This window comes from Leisingera sp. UBA4491, assembly GCF_002388965.1.
Lineage (GTDB): Bacteria > Pseudomonadota > Alphaproteobacteria > Rhodobacterales > Rhodobacteraceae > Leisingera > Leisingera aquaemixtae.
Window position 1 is genome coordinate 73,122 of the sequence record NZ_DGNN01000028.1, and the last position, 18,832, is coordinate 91,953.

General features: G+C 65.4%; 16 protein-coding genes and 1 tRNA gene. 10 read left to right on the forward strand and 7 right to left on the reverse strand.

What is annotated here, in order from left to right:
* Positions 1 to 82 precede the first annotated feature (82 nt).
* From B2P87_RS16695 to B2P87_RS16715, 5 genes are all read left to right on the forward strand, one after another.
* On the forward strand, positions 83 to 1,249 hold the full coding sequence (locus B2P87_RS16695; protein ID WP_141889465.1) for an ABC transporter substrate-binding protein: 1,167 nt from the start codon (positions 83 to 85) through the stop codon (positions 1,247 to 1,249).
* On the forward strand, positions 1,209 to 4,049 hold the full coding sequence (locus B2P87_RS16700; RefSeq protein WP_141889464.1) for a [protein-PII] uridylyltransferase: 2,841 nt from the start codon (positions 1,209 to 1,211) through the stop codon (positions 4,047 to 4,049). Before B2P87_RS16695 ends, B2P87_RS16700 begins: the two co-directional genes overlap by 41 nt.
* Positions 4,046 to 5,596 carry a murein biosynthesis integral membrane protein MurJ gene (gene murJ, locus B2P87_RS16705; protein WP_141889463.1) on the forward strand — a complete coding sequence of 517 codons (1,551 nt, stop codon included), beginning with the start codon at positions 4,046 to 4,048 and terminating at the stop codon, positions 5,594 to 5,596. The genes B2P87_RS16700 and murJ overlap by 4 nt, the downstream gene beginning before the upstream one ends.
* The gene (locus tag B2P87_RS16710) at positions 5,593 to 6,180 is read left to right on the forward strand and encodes a Crp/Fnr family transcriptional regulator (protein WP_141889462.1); all 588 of its coding nucleotides are present in this window, start codon (positions 5,593 to 5,595) and stop codon (positions 6,178 to 6,180) included. Before murJ ends, B2P87_RS16710 begins: the two co-directional genes overlap by 4 nt.
* An 88-nt stretch (positions 6,181 to 6,268) precedes the next feature.
* On the forward strand, positions 6,269 to 6,466 hold the full coding sequence (locus tag B2P87_RS16715) for a YgaP family membrane protein (protein WP_141889461.1): 198 nt from the start codon (positions 6,269 to 6,271) through the stop codon (positions 6,464 to 6,466).
* 128 nt (positions 6,467 to 6,594) lie between these two features.
* Here B2P87_RS16715 and B2P87_RS16720 read toward each other — a convergent pair whose 3' ends face one another.
* Positions 6,595 to 7,281 (reverse strand): rhomboid family intramembrane serine protease, encoded by a 687-nt coding sequence (locus tag B2P87_RS16720; protein ID WP_141889460.1) that lies wholly within the window; start codon positions 7,279 to 7,281, stop codon positions 6,595 to 6,597.
* Between the two features lie 100 nt (positions 7,282 to 7,381).
* Here B2P87_RS16720 and trpS point away from each other — a divergent pair, with 100 nt between their 5' ends.
* Positions 7,382 to 8,410, forward strand: coding sequence for a tryptophan--tRNA ligase (gene trpS, locus B2P87_RS16725; RefSeq protein WP_058286326.1), 1,029 nt, complete (start codon positions 7,382 to 7,384; stop codon positions 8,408 to 8,410).
* 144 nt (positions 8,411 to 8,554) lie between these two features.
* Positions 8,555 to 10,591 carry an OmpA family protein gene (locus B2P87_RS16730; protein ID WP_141889459.1) on the forward strand — a complete coding sequence of 679 codons (2,037 nt, stop codon included), beginning with the start codon at positions 8,555 to 8,557 and terminating at the stop codon, positions 10,589 to 10,591.
* A 57-nt stretch (positions 10,592 to 10,648) separates the two neighbouring features.
* On the opposite strand, the gene B2P87_RS16735 is transcribed toward B2P87_RS16730, so the two are convergent.
* From B2P87_RS16735 to paaG, 5 genes are read right to left on the reverse strand one after another with little or no spacing between them, the layout of a single operon-like run.
* Positions 10,649 to 10,861: a hypothetical protein gene (locus B2P87_RS16735; RefSeq protein ID WP_141889458.1), complete on the reverse strand. Its 213-nt coding sequence runs from the start codon at positions 10,859 to 10,861 to the stop codon at positions 10,649 to 10,651.
* A gap of 57 nt (positions 10,862 to 10,918) precedes the next feature.
* A complete protein-coding gene (locus tag B2P87_RS16740; RefSeq protein WP_141889457.1) occupies positions 10,919 to 11,515 on the reverse strand; it encodes a TetR/AcrR family transcriptional regulator in 597 nt (198 codons plus the stop codon).
* A gap of 16 nt (positions 11,516 to 11,531) precedes the next feature.
* The gene (gene paaK, locus B2P87_RS16745; RefSeq protein ID WP_141889456.1) at positions 11,532 to 12,842 is read right to left on the reverse strand and encodes a phenylacetate--CoA ligase PaaK; all 1,311 of its coding nucleotides are present in this window, start codon (positions 12,840 to 12,842) and stop codon (positions 11,532 to 11,534) included.
* A 14-nt stretch (positions 12,843 to 12,856) separates the two neighbouring features.
* On the reverse strand, positions 12,857 to 13,282 hold the full coding sequence (paaI, locus tag B2P87_RS16750) for a hydroxyphenylacetyl-CoA thioesterase PaaI (RefSeq protein WP_141889455.1): 426 nt from the start codon (positions 13,280 to 13,282) through the stop codon (positions 12,857 to 12,859).
* A 2-nt stretch (positions 13,283 to 13,284) separates the two neighbouring features.
* Entirely contained in the window at positions 13,285 to 14,070 is a 786-nt protein-coding gene (gene paaG, locus B2P87_RS16755; RefSeq protein WP_141889454.1) for a 2-(1,2-epoxy-1,2-dihydrophenyl)acetyl-CoA isomerase PaaG, read from the reverse strand.
* Positions 14,071 to 14,196: 126 nt separating this feature from the next.
* On the opposite strand from paaG, the gene paaZ reads away from it, so the two are divergent.
* From paaZ to B2P87_RS16770, 3 genes are all read left to right on the forward strand, one after another.
* Positions 14,197 to 16,227 (forward strand): phenylacetic acid degradation bifunctional protein PaaZ, encoded by a 2,031-nt coding sequence (paaZ, locus tag B2P87_RS16760; protein WP_141889453.1) that lies wholly within the window; start codon positions 14,197 to 14,199, stop codon positions 16,225 to 16,227.
* Positions 16,228 to 16,310: 83 nt separating this feature from the next.
* Entirely contained in the window at positions 16,311 to 17,111 is an 801-nt protein-coding gene (locus B2P87_RS16765) for a PaaX family transcriptional regulator C-terminal domain-containing protein (protein ID WP_141889452.1), read from the forward strand.
* 191 nt (positions 17,112 to 17,302) lie between these two features.
* Positions 17,303 to 17,379 (forward strand) — tRNA-Met (locus tag B2P87_RS16770).
* A gap of 534 nt (positions 17,380 to 17,913) precedes the next feature.
* Here B2P87_RS16770 and B2P87_RS16775 read toward each other — a convergent pair.
* Positions 17,914 to 18,723, reverse strand: coding sequence for a hypothetical protein (locus B2P87_RS16775; RefSeq protein ID WP_141889451.1), 810 nt, complete (start codon positions 18,721 to 18,723; stop codon positions 17,914 to 17,916).
* Positions 18,724 to 18,832 lie beyond the last annotated feature (109 nt).

Below are 18,832 nucleotides of genomic sequence, written 5' to 3' on the forward strand. Positions count from 1 at the left end.
GACCCGCCTTTTTGGTCGTTTATGATCCGTCCTTAAACCCACACGGCGCAACCGCGCCGGGAGAACGGAGTTTCAAGCCATTATGTTTGCTGTTTTCAAACGGGCCCGCAAGGCGGCACTGACAGCTGCCGCGGCACTTTCTGCCATTGCCCTGACTGCCTGTGATCCGGTTGCCATCAGCACCGGCCCGACGATCAACACCTCCAAACCGGTGCCGGTGGCGCTGCTGGTGCCGCGCGGCTCCGCCCAGCAGGGCGACCGGGTGCTGGCCCAAAGCCTGGAAAACGCCGCCCGCCTGGCCATCGGCGACCTGCAGGGGGCGCAGATCGACCTGCGCGTCTATGACACCGCGGGCAACCCGGCAACCGCCTCCACCGCGGCGCAGCAGGCGCTGGACGACGGCGCCCGGGTGATCCTGGGCCCGGTCTATGCCGAGGCCGCCAACGCGGCCGGCATCGCCGCCCGCCAGCGCGGCGTGAACGTGCTGGCGTTCTCCAACAACCCGGCGATTGCCGGCGGCAACGTGTTTATTCTGGGGCCGACCTTCGACAACACCGCCCGCAGGCTGACCAGCCTTGCGGCCCGCAACGGCAAGCGCAACATCCTGATTGTCGGCGGCAATGATGCGGCCGGCGCCGCAGGCCGCGCAGCCATCCAGCGCGCCGCCAGCGAGACCGGCGTCAGCATCAAGGGCAGCGTCGGCTACGACCTGTCGCAGCAGGGCGTGATCAATGCCATCCCCGCCATCCGCAGCGAAGCGGCCGGCGCGGATGCGGTGTTCCTGACCTCGACCACCGCAGGCGCGCTGCCGCTGCTGGCGCAGCTGATGCCCGAAGCCGGCGTCGATCCGGCTGTGACGCAGTATATCGGCCTGACCCGCTGGGACATCCCGCCGCAAACCCTGACCCTGCCCGGCGTGCAGGGCGGCTGGTTCGCCCTGCCGGACCAGAGCAAGGTGCAGCAGTTCAGCGCCCGCTACCAGGCCAGCTACGGCGCCGCACCGCATCCGATCGGCAGCCTCGCCTATGACGGCATCGCCGCCATCGGCGCGCTGGTTGCAGCGGGCAAATCCGACGCCCTGACCGGCGGCGCGCTGACCCAGGGGGCAGGCTTCCAGGGGGCGGGCGGCATCTTCCGCCTGCGGCCCGACGGCACCAATGAGCGCGGCCTGGCGGTTGCCACCATCCAAGAACAGAAGGTCGTGATCATTGACCCAGCCCCAAGAAGCTTCGCCGGCGCAGGCTTCTGAGGCCTCTGTCCGGCCCCCGCGGCGCGCTGCCAACGGGTTTCCCGAACCGCTGGGGCCGCTGATCTGCGGCCCTGCGGACATCTTCGATGCCGCCGCCGTCCGGGCGCAGATTGACGCATCGGCGGCGGGTTGCACCCCGGCAGAGCTGCGCGGCGAGACGGTGAAAATCCTGCGCGCGGCCAACAAGGCCGGGCGCGCAGTCATCGCCGAAGCCTTTGCTGCCAAACCTTTCGCGGCGCGCGAGCTGACCCGCTCTTACACCTTCCTGACCGACGGTCTGGTCACCACCGCGCTGCATGTCGCCAGCGGCCTGCTGCACCCGCTGGCCAACCCGACCCGGGGCGAGCGCATCGCGGTGATGGCGGTCGGCGGCTACGGGCGGGGCGAGATGGCGCCGGCCTCGGACGTCGATCTGCTGTTTCTGACCCCCTACAAGATCACCGCCTGGGCGGAGAGCGTGATCGAATCCATGCTCTATATCCTGTGGGACCTGCGGCTGAAGGTCGGCCACGCCAGCCGCACCATCAAGGATTGCATCCGGCTGGGCGCCGAAGACTACACCATCCGCACCGCGATGCTGGAGCACCGGTTCCTGGCCGGGCACGCGCCGCTGGCCAAGGAGCTGGACAAACGGCTGCGGGCAGAGCTGTTCTCCAAGGATGCCGAACAGTTCATTGAGGCAAAGCTGGCCGAGCGCGACGCGCGCCACCTGAAACAGGGCCAGCGCTACGTGGTTGAACCCAACGTGAAAGAGGGCAAGGGCGGCTTGCGCGACCTGCAGTCGCTGTTCTGGATCGCCAAGTACCTTTACCAGGTCAAGGATACCGAAGACCTGGTGCCGCTGGGCCTGTTCCGCGCCGAAGAGATGGAGTTGTTTGCCAATGCGGCAGCCTTCCTGTGGGCGGTGCGCTCGCATCTGCATCTGGCCACCGGCCGCGCCACTGAACAGCTGACCTTTGACATGCAGGTCGATGTCGCCGCGCGCATGGGCTATGAAGACAAGGCCGGCCGCCGCGGTGTCGAGCTGTTCATGCAGGATTACTTCCGCCACGCCACCCGCGTCGGCGACCTGACCCGGATTTTCCTGACCAAGCTGGAAGCCAGCCACCAGAAAGGCGCGCCGCTCCTGGAGCGGATCTTCCGCCGCCGCCCGCGGACCAAGGCCGGCTACCGGGTGGTGCATAACAGGCTGGACGTGACTGACCCGCAGGCGTTTTTGCAGGACAAGCTGAACCTGCTGCGGCTGTTCGAGGAGGCGCTGCGCACCGGCATGCTGATCCACCCGGACGCGATGCGGCTGGTGACCGCCAACCTGAACCTGATCGACGAGAATATGCGCAACAACAAGGAGGCGCAGCGGCTCTTCCTTGATCTGCTCTTGAAGCACGGCAACCCGGAGCGCGCCCTGCGGCGGATGAACGAGCTGGGCGTGCTGTCTGCCTTCCTGCCGGAGTTTGAGCCGATCGTGGCGATGATGCAGTTCAACATGTACCATTCCTACACGGTGGACGAGCACACCATCCAGGTGATCGCCAATTTCGCCGCCATCGAGCGCGGCGAGCTGGAGGATGAGCTGCCGCTGTCCTCGGAGGTGCTGCGCAAGGGGCTGAACCGCAAGGTGCTGATGGTGGCGATGCTGCTGCATGACATCGGCAAGGGACGTGCGCAGGACCATTCGATCCTGGGCGCCCAGATCGCCCGCAAGGTGGCGCCCCGGCTGGGGCTGAAGCCTTCGGAATGCGAGACCGTGGAATGGCTGGTCCGCTATCACCTGCTGATGTCGGACATGGCCCAGAAACGCGACATCGCCGACCCGCGCACGGTGCGCGATTTCGCCAAGGCGGTGCAGACCGTCAAACGGCTGGACCTGCTCTTGCTGCTGACCGTCTGCGACATCCGCGGCGTTGGCCCGGACACCTGGAACAACTGGAAAGCCGCGCTTTTGCGGGCGCTTTACGGCCAGACCCGCGCCGCGCTTGAGGGCGGCATGGAAGCGCTCAACCGCGAGCACCGCGGCGCGTCGGCCAAGAAAGCCCTGCGCCAGGCGCTGCCGGACTGGTCCAAGGCCGACCTCAAGACCGAAACCGCCCGCCACTACCCGCCCTACTGGCACGGGCTGCATGTCACCGCGCATGTGGACTTTGCCGAAATGCTGCGCGAATTCACCGCCAAGGGCGACCCGGGCGAGGTGATGATCCGGCTCTATCCTGACGTCGACCGCGACGCCACCCGCGCCTGTTTCGTGATGGAGGATCACCCCGGCATCTTTGCCCGCATCGTCGGCGCGCTGGCGCTGGTCGGGGCGAATGTGGTGGACGCGCGCTCCTACACCACCAAGGACGGCTATGTGACGGACGCGTTCTGGATCCAGGACAGCGAGGGCCATCCCTTCGACCCGATGCGCCTGCACCGGCTCAAGCAGATGATCGAGAAGACGCTCAAGGGCGAGGTGATCGCCCGCGATGCGCTGAAATCCCGCGACAAGATCAAGAAGCGCGAGCGCGCCTTCAAGGTGCCCACCCATATCACCTTCGACAACGAAGGCTCGGAGATCTACACCATCATCGAGGTCGACACCCGCGACCGCCCGGGCCTGCTCTATGATCTGGCGCGCACCCTGGCCGCCGCCAATGTCTATATTGCCAATGCGGTGATTGCGACCTATGGCGAACAGGTGGTGGATGCCTTCTATGTCAAAGACATGTTCGGCTTGAAATACTATTCGGCGTCCAAGCAGCGGACGCTGGACAAGAAGCTGCGCGAGGCGATTGCCGAGGGCGCAAAGCGGGCGGATATATGAAGCCAATCAGATTGCTTTCGGGGTTCCTGACCGTCGGGTTCTGGACGCTGGCCAGCCGCGTGCTCGGCTTTGCGCGCGAGATCCTGATCGCCGCCTTCATCGGGCCGGGGCCGGTGCTGGACGCCTTTATCGTGGCCTTCCGCCTGCCCAATATGTTCCGCCGGTTTTTTGCCGAGGGCGCCTTTAACGCGGCCTTTGTCCCGGCATTCTCCAAACGCTACGAAGCTGGCGAAGACGCCACCGCCTATGCGCAGCAGGCCTTCAACCTGCTGGCTGCCGCGGTGCTGGCGCTGGTGGGCCTGGGCATGGTGTTCATGCCGGGGCTGGTCTGGCTGACGGCCGGCGGTTTTGTCGGCGATGCGCGGTTCGATATGGCGGTGGGTTTCGGCCATATCGTCTTTCCCTACATCCTGTTCATGTCGCTGGCGGCGCTGTTTTCCGGGGTACTGAACGCCACCGGGCGCTTTGCCGCCGCCGCCGCCGCGCCGGTACTGCTCAACATCTTCACCTGCGCGGCCATGACCGCAGGCGCGCTCTTGGGCGGCGAGGTGGTCACCTGGCTGGTCTGGACCATTCCGGCGGCCGGCGTTGCCCAGCTGGCGCTGGTCTGGGCCGCTGCTGACAGGGCCGGGATCCGCCTGCGCCCCGGCCTGCCCCGCTGGAACAGCGAAATGCGCAATCTGGTCCGGGTTGCCGTGCCTGCCGCGCTGGCGATGGGAGTCACCCAGATCAACCTTGTGGTTGGGCAGTATGTGGCCTCCGACATCGAAAAGGCCGCCAGCTGGCTGTTCATCGCGGACCGCCTGTATCAGCTGCCGCTCGGGGTGGTGGGCATTGCCGTCGGCATCGTGCTGCTGCCCGCCCTGTCGCGCCGCCTGCGGGCCGGCGACGGCGCAGGCTCGCAGGACGCCCTCTCGCGCGCCGGGGAGTTCTCGCTGCTGCTGGCGGTGCCCTCCGCCGTTGCCTTCATCACGGTGCCGCTGCCGCTGGTTTCGGTCCTCTATGAGCGCGGCGCCACCGGTCCCGAAGACGTCGCCGCCATCGCCATCGCCGTTGCCATCTATGGCGCGGGCCTGCCCGCCTTCATGCTGCAAAAGGTGCTGCAGCCGCTTTACTTCGCGCGCGAGGACACCCGGACCCCGTTCCACTATGCGATGGTGGCGATGGCGGTGAACGCCGCGCTTGCCTTCGGCCTCAAGCCGGTGCTGGGCTGGATCGCCCCCGCCATTGCCGCCTCTGCCGCAGGCTGGGCGATGGTGGCGCTCTTGGCGCTCGGCGCCCGCAGCATGGGGGAGGAAGCCCGGTTCGATGCCCGCTTCCGCCGCCGCGCCTGGCGCATCCTGGCGGCCTCTGCCGTGATGGGCGCGGTGCTGTTCACGGTGGCGCAGACCGCGGGCTGGCTGTTTACGCTGGAGTACTGGCGCTACCTGTCCCTGCTGGGGCTGGTGGTGCTGGGCGGCGTGGTCTACTTCGCTGCGGGCCAGGCCCTCGGCGCCTTCCGGCTGTCGGAGTTCCGCAGCGCCCTCAGCCGCCGGAGACAGGCATGAGCCGCCTGTCCTGCGCCGCCGGCACCGTGCTGTTCCGCCCGGGGCAGGACTGCCCCGGCTTTGTCCGCCTCACCGCCGGCCGCATCAAGGTCACCCTGACCGCCGCCAACGGGCGCGAGGTCGTGCTGTACCGCGTCGGACCGGGCGATGTCTGCCTGCAGACCTTTGCCTGCCTCACCGACGGCCGCCCCTACGCGGCGGAGGGCGTCGCGGAAACCGCGCTGGAGGGCGAAATCATCCCGCACGCCGCCTTCCGAGAGGCGATGTCGCGGGACGGGGACTTCCGCAGCGAAGTCCTGACCGCCGTCGCCCGCCGTTTCGCCGATTACGAGCAGCTGGTCGAGGATGTCGCCCTCACCGGTTTTGACGCCCGCCTTGCCCGCGTGCTTCTGCGGCTGGCACAGGACAGCGGCGATCTCGCCATCACCCATGACGCGCTGGCTGCCGAAACCGCCTCAGGCCGCGCTTTCGTCACCCGCCGGCTGCGCGAATTCGCCCGCCTTGGCCTGGTGGAAACACAGCGCGGGCACCTTCGGATCCTGGACCGCGCCGGGCTGGAGCGGGTGGCTCAGGATGAAACCTGAGCTTTGGTGACACTGTCACCGACAGCCCCCCCTGCCGCGGTTTAAAATGGGCTCAGAAATTTCAACCTGAGTTCGAAAGGACCACGCAATGCCCCGTAACGAAGGCACCCTCGACCGTGCCCTGCGCATCCTTCTTGGCCTGATCCTGCTGTCGCTGGTGTTCATCGGCCCGCAAACCCTGTGGGGCCTCATCGGCCTGGTGCCGCTGGCGACCGGCATTATGGGCTACTGCCCGGTCTACCGGATCCTCGGCCTGAACACCTGCCCGCTGAAGAAACAGGGCTGACCCGTCCGGCCAGTCACACAATCACACCAGCGCCGTCAGGGGCAGTCCTGCCCCTGCAGCGCGCTGCCCGGCCCAACGGCTGGCGGTGCCCCGCCAGGGGCGCGGGCAGCGGGCGGGAGCGCGCCGCTTCAATCGTGGCGGATCCGGTTGCGGATCCGCGCCCAGCCGCCCGGCGCCAGGAAGAACGACAGGCCGAACCCGGTGGCAAAGCCTGCCAGATCCGCCACCCAGTCCTTCTGGCCGCCAAACAGCAGTCCGAACAGCAGCTGCGCGCCCATCAGGAAGGCAATCAGCGTGAACGCCCGGCTCTGCTGCGCCCCGACCGAGGCCAGCGAACGCCACAGCAAAAAGGTGAACGCCCCGATCAGCCCGTAAACCGCCGGAAACCCGCCGATCAGGGGCTGGCCGCCGCTGACCAGCAACGCATAGCCCAGCGCGCCGCCGGCGCCGGACAGGATGAAGATGACCACCATCGCCAGATCGCCCATCACCTCGCCCACCATCTTGCCCATCGCCAGCACAAAGACGCAGACAAACAGCGCGTGGGTAAAAGCGCCATGCACGAAAGTGTAGGTCGCAAACCGCTTCAGATGCTCCGGCAGCCAGCGGCCGCTGTCCTGCATCCACCAGAAGATCTCGCTGGAGAACGCATAGGACTGGATCGCCTCCAGCCGCCAGCCGATCGCCTCCGGCCCGCCCAGGATGCCGCGCGCGCCCAGCGAAAACACGGCCTCGATCCCGATGATGATCAGGACCAGCGCCACCACCGCGGCGGGCAGAGGGTTGAGGGGGGCGTTGTGGGGCTGGCTGCTCATCCGGACTCCTTGCGGCACGGAATCCCCCGCGCCTGTTGACCTATCCTGGCCCCATGGGTAAGCGACGATGGTGCATAATTCCAGACGGGAGTTTCCGGCCATGAGCGAAACCAGCTTCACCCCGCGCGTCTTTTCGGGGATCCAGCCTTCGGGCAACCTGCATCTGGGGAATTACCTCGGTGCGCTGAAGCGCTTCGTCGACTGGCAGGCCAAGGATATTGAGACCATCTACTGCATGGTCGACCTGCATGCGATCACTGTCTGGCAGGATCCCGCGGACCTGAAGAAATCCACCCGCGAGCTTTGCGCGGGCTTCATCGCCGCCGGCATCGACCCGGAAGAATCAATCCTGATCAACCAGTCCCAGGTGCCGGAACATGCGCAGCTGGCGTGGATCTTCAACTGCGTCGCCCGTATGGGCTGGATGCAGCGGATGACCCAGTGGAAGGACAAGGCCGGCAAGAACCAGCAGAACGCCTCGCTGGGCCTGTTTGCCTACCCGGCGCTGATGGCGGCGGACATTCTGGTCTACCACGCCACCCATGTGCCGGTGGGCGAGGACCAAAAGCAGCACCTGGAGCTGACCCGCGATATCGCGATCAAGTTCAACCACGACTTCGGCGTCGATTTCTTCCCGGAGACCGAGCCGGTGATCGAAGGCGCGGCCACCCGCGTCATGTCCCTGCGCGACGGCTCCAAGAAGATGTCGAAATCGGACCCCTCCGACGCCTCCCGCATCAACCTGACCGATGACGCCGACGCCATCGCCAAAAAGATCCGCAAGGCCAAGACCGACCCTGATGCCCTGCCCTCCGAGGTTGAGGGGCTTGAGGGGCGGCCCGAGGCGCGCAATCTGGTCAATATCTACGCCGCGCTGAACGAGCAAACCGTGGAACAGGTGCTGGCGGATGCCGGCGGCAGGCAGTTCTCGGAATTCAAGCCGATGCTGGCGGATCTGGCCGTCTCCAAACTGGCGCCGATCTCGACCGAGATGGCGCGGCTGATGCAGAACCAGGACGAAATCGACAAGATCCTGTCCCGCGGCTCGCAGCGCGCGCGCGAGATCACCGCGCCGATCCTGCGCAAGACCTATGACATTGTCGGCATGGTTCCGCCCGTCAGCCTCTGACGCGCCGCGCAGCTGGCGGAAAACGGCCAAAGTCCAGCCGCCCCTCCCGGGGCGGCTTCTTTTTTGCCGGAACGGCGGGAAACTTTTCCTGCCCTCAGCGGTTACCCCCCTACGGCCCTGTGCCGGAACAAGGAAGGAACCGCAATGAAACCGGGAATTTTCAAATCGACCACGGCGCTGGCAGTGATGGTCTCGCTGGCAGCCCCGCTGCCCGCCCTGTCGCAGGACAAGGGCAACAAGCGCTTCGACCTCACCCAGATGACCAGCGCCGAAATCGGCGACCTGGTCGACCGCTGCAGGAAACGCGCCGAGCGGCACCAGAAGAAGCTGGCCGCCGGCGGGGAAGTTCAGGAAAAATCCGGCCGGATCGCCAAGTTCTGCCAGGCCTACGGCACTGGCGCCTTTGACGCGGAGCTGCCGGGCGAGCTGCAATCCGCCACCGTGCTGGCCAGCGTCGCGGACATGACTGCCGAAGCCGAGGCCGCGGCGGCTGTTGAAGCTGAGGCCGGCGCGGACGCGCAGGTTGAAAGCGGTGCAGACCCCCAGCAGCAGGCGGACGGCACCGAACCGGCCCAGGCCGAAACCGCAGCGGAGGCCGCTGCTGACGCGAACGCCGAAGCAGAGGCTGCCGCAGAGGCAGAGGCCGCCGCGGAGGCACAGGCTGCCGCGGAGGCTCAGGCCGCCGCAGAGGCACAGGCTGCCGCCGAAGCTGAGGCTGCTGCCGAATCCGCAGCCGCTCAGGAAGCCGCAGAAGCCGCAGCCCTGGCAGAGGCTCTGGAGCAGGAGGCCGAAGCTCAGGCCGCCGCTCAGGAAGCGCAGGCCGAAGCACAGGACGAGCAGGCCGAGGCCCAGGCTGAGCAGCAGACCGAAGCTGAAGCCGGTCAGCAGGACGCCGCCCAGGCTGAGCAGGAGACCGAAGCGCAAGAGGATCAGCCGGCAGAGAATACAACCGCTGAAGACACCGCAACCAGCGCCGAAGCCATTGCCGCCGATCTGGCCCGGTCGCAGGGCGATGCAGGCGAGACCCCCGACAATCCGGAACTGGTAGAGATGGACAGCCAGGCCCAGGCTGACGCCCAGGCCGAAGCCGAGACGGAAACCGCAGCCGCCGCAGCCGCCGCCGCAGAAGGCAGCGAAGGCGACGCTCAAGTGACCGAAGAAACGGTCACCGAGGAAACCGTGCGCAGCTCGGACGAGGAATTCGAAACCGAAGTCGGCGCGGACACCCAGGCCGCGGCAGAAGCTGCTGCCCCGCAGGCCAATGCCGCCCCGCAAGACGATGACAGCGGCCTGTCCAACTCGCAGCGCAACGCCCTGCTTGGCCTTGGCGCCCTGGCCATCGGGACACTGCTCAACAACGGCGGCAAGGTCGTGTCCAACTCCGGCGACCGCGCCGTCGTGGAACAGGACGGCCAGTACCGCATCCTGAAAGACGACGATGTGCTGCTGCGCCAGCCGGGCTCGAACGTGACCACCTACCGGTTCCAGGACGGCTCCACCCGCACCGTGGTGACCCGCGAGAACGGGGTTGAGGTGGAAACCATCCGCTCCGCCGAGGGCCGGGTGCTGCGCCGCACGCGCATCCTGCCGGACGGCCGCAGCGTGGTGCTGTTCGACGACACCCAAAAGGCCGAAAAGGTCGTTGTGAACGAGCTGCCGCAGGTTCAGGACAACCGCCGCGCCTTCTCCAGCACCGGTGCCGTGTCGGCACAGGACCTGGCCGCAGCGCTGGCCGCGCAGGACGCTCCGCAAATCGACCGCCGCTTCTCGCTGGTGCAGGTCCGCAACATCGACGCGGTGCGCCGCCTGGTGCCTGTGATCAACGTGGACTCGGTCAATTTCGACACCGGCTCAGCAGTGATCCGCCCGCAGGAGGCCGAAGAGCTGGCCGCCCTGGGCAACGCGCTGCGCGACCTGATCGAGCGCAACCCGGGCGAGGTGTTCCTGATCGAAGGCCACACCGATGCGGTGGGCGCAGCGACCTATAACCTGGCGCTGTCCGACCGCCGTGCGGAAACCGTGGCGCTGGCGCTGACTGAGTACTTCGATGTGCCGCCGGAAAACATGGTGGTGCAGGGCTATGGCGAAAGCGACCTGGCCGTCAGCACGCTGGACGCCGAGCGCGCCAACCGCCGCGTCGCCGTGCGCCGCATCACCCCGCTTCTGGGCAGCGAAAGCTGATCCGCAAGCCTGAACAGCTGCACCCGGCGGGCCTGCCCCGCCGGGTGCTTTTCACATCTATTCCGCCGGTGTTCGGGGCCGGGACAGCAGCCCGTATTTCAGCGCAAACGCCCTGAACGAGAACCGGCGCCTGCCGGTTTTTGCGTGAGTCTTCCCGCCCAGGGTGCGGTCGAACTCATACATGCCGATGGCGCGCTCGGCGCAGCCGCAGGCCTCGCCCAGACCGACCTTCTTGTAATAGAAACTCTCGAAGCTCTCAGGTTTCTGCATCACATCCTCCCTTGGCGGAGAAAGCTAGTGCGAAACAGCAGAACCGCAAAAGCGCCGCTACAGCCCCTTGACGCCATGCAGGGTCAGATCCGCAACCAGCCGGGCGTAATCCTCCCGCGCCTTGGAGCCGGCGCCGGTATTCCACATGTAATACCAGTTCAGCATCCCGAAGACCGACATGGTGGCGCCGCGCAGCTTGGCGCTGTCGCCGTCAAAGATCTCGGGCGCCACCGCCAGCAGCGCATCACTCATGAACTGGACCATCTCGCGCTGATAGCCGCGCAGATGCTTCTGCTGGTCCTCGGGCAACGACCCCATTGCGCCCAGCTGCACCTGATGCTCATGGTCCGCGCCTTGGTAAGCCAGCAGAATTTCCGAGACGATGCGGCGCAGCCGCTCCTGCGGGCCATAGCCGTCCAGCTCTACCTCGCAGACCCGGTCGCGCAGGTCGCTGAGGTAGGTGTCAAGGAGGCCGAAGAGAACGGCATCCTTGCTGTCATAGTAATGGTAGATGTTCGCCTTGGAGATCCCGCACTCCCGCGCCAGCTGGGTCATCGACGCGCGGTCATAGCCTGCTTCCGCAAACACTTTGGCTGCGGACTTCAGGATCTGCGCGCGTTTCTGATCATGGTCTTTTGCGATCGTGCGGGCCAAGGCTCACTCTCCCGGGTCAGGACTTGCTGCGGTTGTCGACAACGCGCTTGGCCTTGCCCTGGCTGCGCTCGACGGATCCGGGGTCGCCTACAATGATCTCGGTGGAAACGCCAACCATATCCTTGATCCGCTTGGTCAGCATCCGCGCCGCCGCGGTCTTGCTCAGCTCATCCGTGGCATCCGGGTTGGCCTCCACATAGACCCGCATCGCGTCCATGCGGCCGGATTTATAGAGCTCGATCTGGTAATGCGGCGCCAGCCCGCCGGTCGCCATCAGCTGCTCCTCCACCTGGCTGGGGAAGACGTTGACGCCGCGCAGGATGATCATGTCGTCGCTGCGGCCGGTGATCTTCTCCATCCGCCGCATCGTGCGCGCGGTGCCCGGCAGCAGCCGGGTCAGGTCGCGGGTGCGGTAGCGGATCATCGGCAGGCCTTCCTTGGTCAGCGTGGTGAACACCAGCTCACCCATCTCGCCATCCGGCAGCACCTCGCCGGTCGCCGGGTCGATGATTTCCGGCAGGAAGTGGTCCTCCCAGATGACCGGGCCGTCCTTGGTCTCGACGCATTCATTGGCGACACCCGGCCCCATGATTTCGCTGAGGCCGTAGATATCGACCGCGTGCATATCAAACGCTTCCTCAACCTCCCTGCGCATCGCATCGGTCCAGGGTTCGGCTCCGAACACACCCACCTTGAGCGAGCACTCGCGCGGGTCCATGCCGACCTTGTGATACTGCTCCAGAATGTTGAGCATGTAAGAGGGCGTCACCATGATGCCGTCGGGTTTGAAGTCGGTGATCAGCCCGACCTGCTTTTCGGTCTGGCCGCCCGACATCGGAACGACAGTGGCGCCCAGCCGTTCGATCCCGTAATGCGCGCCCAGGCCGCCGGTGAACAGGCCGTAGCCATAGGCGTTATGCACCATGTCGCCCTTGCGCAGGCCGGAGGCACGCAAGCTGCGCGCCACCAGATCCGCCCAGTTGCTGATATCATTGGCGGTATAGCCGACCACGGTCGGCTTGCCTGTGGTGCCGGAGGACGCATGCAGGCGCATGATCTCACTGCGCGGCACCGCAAACAGGCCGAACGGGTAATTGTCGCGCAGGTCGTTCTTGTAGGTGAAGGGGAACTTGGCCAGGTCCTTCAGCTCCTGCAGGTCGTCCGGATGCACGCCCGCCTCGTCGAAGCGCTGCTTGTACATCGCCACGTTGTCATAGGCATGGCGCACCGACCATTTCAGCCGCTCCAGCTGCAGGTTTCGGATTTCGTCGATCGAGGCGATCTCGATCGGGTCAAGATCGCTCTTGTTCGGGGTCAGGTCTTCCATGGCGTCCTCCACACCTATTCGTCAAACAACTGGCCTTTGACCGCCCGGGAAAAGCCCCGGAACTCGGCGATCTGCTGGCCGTCCTGGTTGGTCACTGTCACGTCATAGATGCCGCTGCGCCCGGTCAGGGAAATCTCGCGCGCCGTGGCGATCAGCGTGTCGCCCAGCCGTCCCGGCGCGGTGAAGCTGATCACGTTGTGCTGCGCCACCGTCGACTGGTTGCGGCTGTTACAGGCAAAGGCGAAGGCGCTGTCAGCCAGCATAAAGGTCACACCGCCGTGGCAGATGCCGTGGCCGTTGCAATGGTGCCGGGCGATGGTCAGCTCCAGCGTCGCCTCGCCCTCGTCCACATGGGTGATCTCCATCCCCGCCCATTTGGACGCATGGTCTTCGGCCCACATGGCGGCGGCGGATTTCTCGGCGCGTTCTTTCGGGGTCATGGTCATTTGCCCTTGAACACGGGCGCGCGCTTTTCCAGGAAGCTGGCGACGCCTTCCGCATAATCGGCGCTTTCGCCGCAGGTCTTCATCGCGTCCGCCTCGATCTCCAGCTGATCGGACAGCGTGTTGACCGCCGCCGCCTGAATGCACTGTTTGGTCAGGCCCAGGCCCAGCGTCGGGCCATTTGCGAATTTTTCCGCCATCGCGCGGGCCTCGGCCAGCAGCTCGGCATCCGGCAGCGCCTTCCAGATCAGGCCCCAGTCCTCGGCCTTCTTCGCAGGCAGCGGCTCAGCGGTCAGCGCCAGCCCCTTGGCGCGCGCCTCGCCCAAGAGCCGCGGCAGATGCCAGCTGCCGCCGGTGTCCGGGATCAGCCCGACCTTGGAAAACGACTGGATGAACTTGGCGCTCTCAGCGGCCAGAACCACGTCGCAGGCCAGCGCCAGATTGGCTCCTGCCCCGGCCGCCACGCCATTCACTGCGCAGATCACCGGGAAGTCCAGTTCACGGATCAGCCGCACCAGCGGCGCATAGAACTTGCGCACGGTCTGGCTCAGGTCCGGCGGCCCGTCCATCTTGCGCGGGTCGCGGTCGCCCAGGTCCTGGCCGGCACAAAAGCCGCGCCCGGCGCCGGTCAGCAGCACCGCCCGGGCACCGCCGTCACGCGCGGCCTCAAGTGCTGCGCGCAAGGCATTGTGCATTTCTTCGTTGAAACTGTTCAGCCGGTCCGGACGGTTCAGGGTGATCTCCACCCAGGTTCCGTGATCCTCCACCAGAATCGTATCGCTCATCGCTCCCTCACCCTCTCAGCGGCGCATTGACAAATTCCTTGCATAAACCGACCGGACGGTCAATATATCTCAGCATCGGATTCCAGCCAGCCGGCCCCCTGCCGGCCTGACGAAAAGGACACCATCATGAGCCTTCTAGAGATTTCCAGCTTTGCAGCGGGTCAATGGGTCGCACCGGGCGCGGGCGCCCGCAACATCGCCAGCGCCATCACCGGCGAGGTGATCGCCAGCGCCGGCAATGACGCGCTCGACGTGCAGGCGATGCTCGACTACGCCCGTACGGTGGGCGGCCCCGCCCTGCGCAAGCTGACCTTCCACGACCGCGCCCGGATGCTGAAGGCGCTGGCAGGCCACCTGAACCAGCACAAACAGGCGCTCTACGATCTGAGCTTCAACACCGGGGCCACCCAGTCCGATCACATGATCGACATCGACGGCGGCATCGGCACCATGTTCGTCTTCGCCTCCAAGGGCCGCCGCGAGATGCCGGACGCCCATGTCTACCTCGACGGCGATGTGGAGCAGCTCAGCCGCAACGGCACCTTCCTGGGCCAGCACATCTGCACCCCGCTACGCGGCGTTGCGGTGCATATCAACGCCTTCAACTTCCCGGTCTGGGGGATGCTGGAAAAACTCGCCCCCACCCTGCTGGCAGGCGTCCCGGCCATCGTGAAACCAGCCACCAACAGCTGCTATGTGACGGAGCTGGCCGTGAAACTGATGCTCGACAGCGGCATCCTGCCCGAAGGCGCGCTGCAACTGGTTTCCGGTGGCCTCGGCGACATGCTGGACCATCTGACCATGCAGGACGTGGTCAGCTTCACCGGCTCCGCCAACACCGCGCTGAAACTGCGCGCGAACCCGGTGATCCTGGAAAACTCGGTCCGCTTCGTGGCCGAACAGGACAGCCTCAACGCCTCGATCCTGGGCCCGGACGCGCAGCCCGGCACGCCGGAATTCGACCTGTTCGTCAAGGAGGTCAGCCGCGAGATGACCACCAAGGCGGGCCAGAAATGCACCGCCATCCGCCGCATCATCGCGCCGCAAGCGCAGGTGGACGCGGTGATCGAGGCCCTGTCCGCCCGCCTGGCAAAAACCCAGATCGGCGACCCGCGCCTGGAAACCACCCGCATGGGCGCGCTGGTCTCCAACAGCCAGAAACACGACGTGCTGGAAAAGGCCGCGATCATCGGCCAGGAGGCAGAGCGTGTCTTTGGCGACCCGGACAACTTCTCCGTCGATGGTGCAGACGCCGACAAAGGCGCCTTTGTGCCGCCGATGCTGTTCCACTGCGCCGACCCGGACAACGCCCAGCGGGTACACGACACAGAGGCCTTCGGCCCCGTCTCCACCATCATGGGTTACCGCGATCTGGACCACGCCATTGATCTGGCCAACCGCGGCCAGGGCTCGCTGGTGGCCTCGGTCATCACCCATGACTCTGCTGTCGCCCGCGACGTCGCCATCGGCGCCGGCGCCTACCACGGCCGCCTCTACTTCAACAACCGCGACTCGATGAAGGAATCGACCGGCCACGGCTCTCCCCTGCCCCATATGGTGCACGGCGGCCCGGGCCGTGCCGGCGGCGGCGAGGAGATGGGCGGCGTGCGCGGCGTCAAACACTACATGCAGCGCACCGCCATCCAGGGCTCGCCCGACATCCTGTCCGCGATCGGCGAAAAATGGGTCCCCGGCGGCACTGAAGTCAAAGGCCCCGCACACCCCTTCACCCGCAAGTTCGGCGAGCTGGCGATTGGCGAGACCCTGCACACCGCGCCGCGCACCGTGACGCTGGAGGATATCGAGACCTTCGCCCATTTCACCGGCGACACCTTCTATGCCCACATGGACGAGGAAGCCGCCAAGCGGAACCCGTTCTTCCCGGGCCGCGTGGCGCATGGCTACCTGCTGCTGTCCTTCGCCGCGGGCATGTTCGTGCAGCCGGACGAGGGCCCGGTTCTGGCCAATACCGGCCTCGACTCCCTGCGCTTCATGAAGCCGGTTTCGGCGGGCGACAGCATCAAGGTGCGCCTCACCGTCAAGAAGAAGACCCCGCGCAACGAGGAATACGGCGAGGTGCGCTGGCACGTGACCCTCACCAACCAGGACGATGAGATTGCGGCAGAGTATGAGCTGCTGACGATGAACGCTTATTGAGACTGGCAAAAGCGGCACGCAGCCCCGCTGCTGCCAACCGCCCGGACTGGCCTTACCGGTCCGGGCGAACTATATTTATCCCTATGAACGAACAGCATAACCCTTGGTTCGACACCACCGTCCAGCAGCTGAACGACCCGCAGAACCAGCGGGTCTGGTCGGTGATCGTATCGCTGTTCGGCGATCTCGCGCAGGACAAGGGTGCCCGCATCAGCGGCAGCGCCCTGACCCGCATCATCACCCCGATGGGAATCAAGCCCGAGGCGATCCGCGTGGCGCTGCACCGGCTGCGCAAGGACGGCTGGATCGAAAGCGCCCGCGCGGGCCGCGCCTCGGTCCACTACCTGACCGAATACGGCCGCAACCAGTCCGCCGCGGTCACCCCCCGGATCTACGAGCGCCGCGCCGCCGCCCCCGGCGACTGGCACCTGCTGATCGCCGAAGACGGCGCCGGGCAGGCAACCCTGGACGACGTGCTGCTGCTGTCCAATTACGTCGCCGTGAACCGCACCACCGCGCTTGGCCACGGGCCGATGCCGCGCAACCTGGACGACCTGCTGGCGGCCGGCGTCAACAGCATGCGTGTGCCCTGCTGGCTCAAGGCCCGGCTGTTTCCAGAGCACCTGCAGGACGCCTGCGCCACGCTGCAGCGCGACCTGCAGCAGATCGCTGCGCCGCCTGCGGGCCTGACGCCCGCGCAGACCGGAACCCTGCGCACGCTAATCGTGCACCGCTGGCGCCGCGTGGTGCTGCGCCACCCGGACCTGCCGCCCAGCTTCCACCCCGAGGACTGGACCGGAGAAACCTGCCGCGCCCTTGTGTTCCAGCTGCTCGACCGCCTGCCGCGGCCGGAGCTGTCCGCGCTGGACACCCAAGCCGACTGACCCCCGGCCGCGCAACAATCCGATCGCACCGCAGCACGGCCCCCGCAGAGGCCCGCTAGGGTGGAGGCAAGTCCCTGTATTCGTGCCACTTTTCACTCTCGCCAGAAAAAATCAGGAAGAATCTGCATTTCCCGGTCTTTTCTGCTTGACCCCACCGGCGGCATTCCTTAAATCGCGTCCACACGGCGAGCGGCGGAGTAGCTCAGTTGGTTAGAGCAGCGGAATCATAATCCGCGTGTCGGGGGTTCAAGTCCCTCCTCCGCTACCAATTTTCCACGTAACATCTTGAATTTACTCGGAAAAGCTTAGGGATGCTTCCCTTCTTCCCACTTTCTACCCCTCACTGAGCGCCTAAAGAGCCGGGCGGTTTTGTCGCAGTTTACCCACCCTTTTGAGGCGTCGCACCCGGTGCGAAACCGGGAAGCAGCGCAATCAATATGAGCGACTGACACCACACATGGCAGGTGCACAGAGTGGAGCGCAGAGCGCGAGCCAAGGAGAAGCCCGCTGAGCGGCCAAACGCCTCAACAGCGCCCCCATGTGCCCCTAACCAGCGAAGCGCCCGCCAGCGGCGCTCTCAGCGCCTCTCAGGAGTCCACCAGCATGCGAGAGTAAGGTGCAGTACGGGGCCGCTCGCTCAAGAGCAGCAGGTGGATGGCACTGAAAGATACAGACTCAAGAGTGATCCTGTAACAAGGCAAGCTAGCCGCTTCAGCGGCGGCGCTTGCCATTCATTACAGCTTCTCTAGTGACACTATTAACTTCTTATCTGAGGTAATAACTAGAGTATCTGTAATGTATATTAGTTATGAGAAGTCTCAGAAAAGGTAAAAAGGTCACTTCCTAGAGCTTCCTGCATCTTAGGATGGTCAAAGTAAAAGCGTTGCGCGGCTACGTGAGGAAACCTGCGAAGGAAGCTCATCCTCGGCTTTTTCCACGTCCACCACTCACCCCGTTGTTTGACGTCGTTCCACCGTCGAAATTGCCCGATATCCACATCCTGTAGCAGCCAGGCTGTGCGCAGCGTGTGATTTGCAATCGCGTCGCTCACAACAACCTCGACACCTGCCTCTCGAAGTAACCAAGCCGCCTCTAACTCCAATTTCACAGCGTCCATGAATGCAGGCCAGCCCTTGAGAGTGTAGTTGAAAATCTTAACCTGCCACCCTTCAGGCCAAGTCTCAGCCAAGCCCCTGATCAGGCCCCAATCTCCCCGCGGTGTCACTTTCCACTTCTCTGGCTCCTCTAAGGTGGCCATGTGCTCCCGATAGGCTTTAGCCATAACGTTTGCAGTCAGCTTGAGCTTCGCCTCTTGTGGATCAAGCTCCCCACCCACTCGCAGTAGCACAACTTTTTCCTTCCCCCAGCCACGGCCTTGCGAGAGGATTGGAGGCTCCTTGATGAGCCGCTTGAGGGAACTCAACGATAATCCTGCCATTTCTGCCCACTCAGTCAGGGGCAAGGCGGGCGCCCACGTTTGCCCCTTCCAGTCATGGCCGTCCGTCTCCATCCTCGAAAGCAGCAAGCCACACAGCTTGTCATGCTTTTCTTGGAAGTCCTTGCGCCGCTTCGGGCGCCCGTCACCATTGCCTTCGCATTGCCTGTTCGACATACTGATGTTCCTCTTGGAGGCTGGGTCTTAGACCTGCCTCTTAGCCACGGGTATTGAGAGTTCCTGTGCTGAGTTGACCCCTGCCGTTGCCGCGGTGGGGGTTATTCAT

What these genes read in the sequence shown, in the direction of transcription:
- B2P87_RS16695 (WP_141889465.1), top strand. Translation starts at nt 83, where the DNA reads ATGTTTGCTGTTTTCAAACGGGCCCGCAAGGCGGCACTGACAGCTGCC.
- murJ (WP_141889463.1), top strand. Translation starts at nt 4,046, where the DNA reads ATGAAGCCAATCAGATTGCTTTCGGGGTTCCTGACCGTCGGGTTCTGG.
- B2P87_RS16710 (WP_141889462.1), top strand. Translation starts at nt 5,593, where the DNA reads ATGAGCCGCCTGTCCTGCGCCGCCGGCACCGTGCTGTTCCGCCCGGGG.
- B2P87_RS16715 (WP_141889461.1), top strand. Translation starts at nt 6,269, where the DNA reads ATGCCCCGTAACGAAGGCACCCTCGACCGTGCCCTGCGCATCCTTCTT.
- B2P87_RS16720 (WP_141889460.1), bottom strand. Translation starts at nt 7,281, where the DNA reads ATGAGCAGCCAGCCCCACAACGCCCCCCTCAACCCTCTGCCCGCCGCG.
- trpS (WP_058286326.1), top strand. Translation starts at nt 7,382, where the DNA reads ATGAGCGAAACCAGCTTCACCCCGCGCGTCTTTTCGGGGATCCAGCCT.
- B2P87_RS16730 (WP_141889459.1), top strand. Translation starts at nt 8,555, where the DNA reads ATGAAACCGGGAATTTTCAAATCGACCACGGCGCTGGCAGTGATGGTC.
- B2P87_RS16735 (WP_141889458.1), bottom strand. Translation starts at nt 10,861, where the DNA reads ATGCAGAAACCTGAGAGCTTCGAGAGTTTCTATTACAAGAAGGTCGGT.
- paaK (WP_141889456.1), bottom strand. Translation starts at nt 12,842, where the DNA reads ATGGAAGACCTGACCCCGAACAAGAGCGATCTTGACCCGATCGAGATC.
- paaI (WP_141889455.1), bottom strand. Translation starts at nt 13,282, where the DNA reads ATGACCCCGAAAGAACGCGCCGAGAAATCCGCCGCCGCCATGTGGGCC.
- paaG (WP_141889454.1), bottom strand. Translation starts at nt 14,070, where the DNA reads ATGAGCGATACGATTCTGGTGGAGGATCACGGAACCTGGGTGGAGATC.
- paaZ (WP_141889453.1), top strand. Translation starts at nt 14,197, where the DNA reads ATGAGCCTTCTAGAGATTTCCAGCTTTGCAGCGGGTCAATGGGTCGCA.
- B2P87_RS16765 (WP_141889452.1), top strand. Translation starts at nt 16,311, where the DNA reads ATGAACGAACAGCATAACCCTTGGTTCGACACCACCGTCCAGCAGCTG.
- B2P87_RS16775 (WP_141889451.1), bottom strand. Translation starts at nt 18,723, where the DNA reads ATGTCGAACAGGCAATGCGAAGGCAATGGTGACGGGCGCCCGAAGCGG.